The organism is Actinacidiphila sp. bgisy160 (assembly GCF_965342435.1).
Taxonomy (GTDB): Bacteria; Actinomycetota; Actinomycetes; order Streptomycetales; family Streptomycetaceae; genus Actinacidiphila.
In genome coordinates this window covers 1-3092 of the sequence record NZ_CBDRCM010000118.1, presented here as the reverse complement: position 1 = coordinate 3092, position 3092 = coordinate 1, and the positions used below count along the sequence as shown (strand labels likewise).

General features: G+C 68.4%; 2 protein-coding genes. Both read left to right on the top strand.

The window, feature by feature from the left end:
• Positions 1–429 precede the first annotated feature (429 nt).
• Positions 430–1551, top strand: a complete 1122-nt coding sequence (locus tag ACRWNP_RS36965) for a LacI family DNA-binding transcriptional regulator (RefSeq protein ID WP_431969370.1) — start codon at positions 430–432, stop codon at positions 1549–1551.
• Between the two features lie 171 nt (positions 1552–1722).
• The gene (locus ACRWNP_RS36960) at positions 1723–2973 is read left to right on the top strand and encodes a sugar ABC transporter substrate-binding protein (protein ID WP_431969368.1); all 1251 of its coding nucleotides are present in this window, start codon (positions 1723–1725) and stop codon (positions 2971–2973) included.
• Positions 2974–3092: the final 119 nt, after the last annotated feature.

The window sequence follows — 3092 nt, the reverse complement described above, 5'->3', positions numbered from 1 at the left end:
GAAGGCACACCAAGGTCAGCCCACCTCATCAGCAGTGACGCCCAGCGCAAGACCGGCCAGCAACCACGAGTACGCAGAAAAACAGCCTCAGAGAGAAAAACGATCAACCACTCAAAGTGCGCAACAGCCGTTCACAGCGATCCCCGGTAGTCAGCTCTTCTGGGTGGCGACAAGGAGAAGACACAACCCCAGCTCACACACCCCGAACGCCCCGCGCGAACAGCCAACCGGGCCTCTCAGCCAAACAGCAACACACCAGGTCAGCCGTCAGCCCGTACACCAACAAGCCCCCCTCCGAGCGTCACCCGCGGGGTTGGTCCCCGTATGTGGCGGCTTGCTCCCATGGCGGGTGTGCGCCTAATGTGAATGCGCTTTCAGTCAGTGTCGGCACCTCTGACAGCCGCACACGAGAAATCCGGGGTCCCCTCAGTGAGCACAGTCCCCACCGTCTACGACGTCGCCCACCGGGCGGGCGTCTCGATCGCCACCGTTTCGCGGGTCTACCGCAACCCGGACTCGGTGCGCGCGCAGACCCGTGAGCGAGTACTCGTGGTCGCCCGGGAACTCGGCTATGTGCCGAGCGGCAACGCCCGAGGGCTGGCCAGCCGCTCCACTGGGGTGCTCGGGCTGTGCTTCCCGGACTACTCAGATCCGGACGCCGCGATCGCGACGGGCGACGCCGAGGAGGACGTCGCCATGCTCTACTCCGACCAGATCATCCGCGGCATGGAGCGTGCCGCCCGGCGGCACGGCTTCGCGCTGCTGATCGCAGCCTCACTGCAGGGCGGTCCGGAGAGTCTGGTGGCAAAGGTGGCGGGTCGGGTCGACGGATTGGCCGTGCTGGCGAGAACCGTTCCGACCGAGGAGCTGGAGACGATCTTTCGGCGGCAGCCGGTGGTGATGATTGCCGGCCCTCGCGAGGGCGCGCAACTGGACCATCTTGACCACATCGAGGTCGCCAACCGCGACGGGCAGCGTGAACTCACCCGCCACCTCATAGAGGATCACGGCATGCGACGGCTGGCCTTCGTCGGAGGGGTGGACTCGCCTGATGCAGAGGCCCGGTTCCACGGCTTCCGGGACGCTTGCCGGGCGGCCGGTGTCCCTGTGGGCGCCGACCCCGATCTGCGGGTCGACCCCATGACCCAGGCCGAAGGTGGTCGCGCGGTCGAGGCACTGCTGGACCGCGGCGGTGAACTGCCGCAGGCGGTCCTCTTCGCGAACGACCAGATGGCGGTCGGGGCCTTGCACGCCCTGGAGCGCCGCGGCATCCGGGCGCCCGAGGACATGGCGGTGACCGGTTTCGACGGTATTCCCTTGAGCCGTATGGTGCGGCCCTCACTCACCACGGTGCGGCAGCCTATGGTACAGCTCGGGGAGGAGGCCGTGGAGCAATTGGTACGGCGCCTCAACGGCGGGAGGGACGAGGCCCCCCGGTCTGTTGTGCTGCCGGTCACCGTGGTGCGCCGGGCGAGTTGCGGGTGCGGCGGCACGCCGGCTGGAACCGCCGGACACGACATGCTGACGACGGTGTGCGGCCCCCCTGCGTAGTGGCCGTCCGCGTCGCGTCGAGCCATATCGGCCCGGACTGTGCATGTCGACCCCGTTACGGGAGTGTGACCAAGTCCCCTCTTGCATCACATCGGGCAGCTGGGTAAAGGTTCATGTATGCGCTTCCTGTAAGCGCATACATGAACCGAGTGCTCAAGGAGGAGCCCGCTCATGCAGCGAGCCGTCAGAAACTCAGCAGTCGCCCTCGTGCTGGCGACGACCGCCCTTGCCGCCACCGCCTGCGGCAGTTCCGGTGGCGGCAAGCAGGCCGCGGCTGACCAGAAGCAGACGCTGACCGTGTGGGGCATGGGCACCGAGGGCGAGAAGTTGGGCGAGGTCGCCAAGGAGTACGAGAGGGCGCACCCGAACATCACCGTCAAGGTGACCCCGGTCGGCTGGGACGTCGCCCACCAGAAGCTGGTCTCCGCAGCGGCCGCCGGGACGCTGCCGGACATCGCGCAGATGGGCGGCACCTACCTCGGCGAGTTCGCCGACCTCGGTGTCCTGGAGCCGGTCGACACCAAGGCCTTCAAGCAGGACGACTTCTTCAAGGCCGGCTGGGACCAGGGCGTGGCCGACGGCACCGCCTACGGCGTGCCCTGGTACGTCGACACCCGCGTCCTGTACTACCGCAAGGACCTCGCCGCGAAGGCCGGTATCACCCAGCCCCCGGCCACCTGGCAGGAACTGCAGGAGGACGCCGCGGCCCTCCAGAAGAAGGCCGGCTCGAAGTGGGGCATCTACCTGCAGTCGAGCGGCCTGGACACCGTCCAGAGCTTCTACCCGTTCCTGTACTCCGCGGGCGGCGCCATCGTCGACGACGACGGCAAGGCGGCCGTCAACACTCCCGCCGCTGTCAAGGCCTTCGACTACTACGGCAGCTTCTTCTCCAAGGGCCTGTCCCGCAAGAGCGTGGCGCCCGGCTACGACGTCACCAAGGACTTCAACACCGGCGTCGTGCCGATGTTCTTCTCCGGCCCCTGGCACATGGGCATCCTGCAGCAGCAGTACCCGCAGCTGAACGGCAAGTGGGCGGTGGCCCCCGTCCCGGCCGACCAGTCGTCCACCTCGATGGCGGGCGGCTCCAGCCTCGTCGTCTCCAAGGACAGCGAGCACAAGGCCGCTGCGCAGGAGTTCATCCGGTACCTGACCGGCGCCGAGGGGCAGGCCGAGTGGTACAAGCTCACCGCCGACCTTCCGGCCAACAAGGCCGCCTGGGACTCCGGTGACCTTGCCCAGAGCCCCGACCTGCAGGTCTTCCTCAAGCAGATGGAGACCGCCAAGGCCGCACCGACCCTGGCCAACCTGACGGAGATCACCTCCAAGGTCGACGACGCCCTCGGCTCGGTGGACCAGGGCAAGGCCTCGCCGAAGTCTGCCGCGGACAGCGCGCAGTCCCAGGTCGAGAACCTCCTGAAGTAGGACTCATGAGCACCACGACCGGATCGGCCGCGAGCGCGGCCCACAGGTCCGCCGGGCCGGGGAGCGACTCCCCGGCCGCCGGCCCCGGGGGGGGGGGGGGGGGGGGGGGGGGGGGGGGG

Bases quoted from the DNA above. Each gene is read 5' to 3' on its own strand.
- ACRWNP_RS36960 (WP_431969368.1), top strand. From the start codon at position 1,723: ATGCAGCGAGCCGTCAGAAACTCAGCAGTCGCCCTCGTGCTGGCGACG.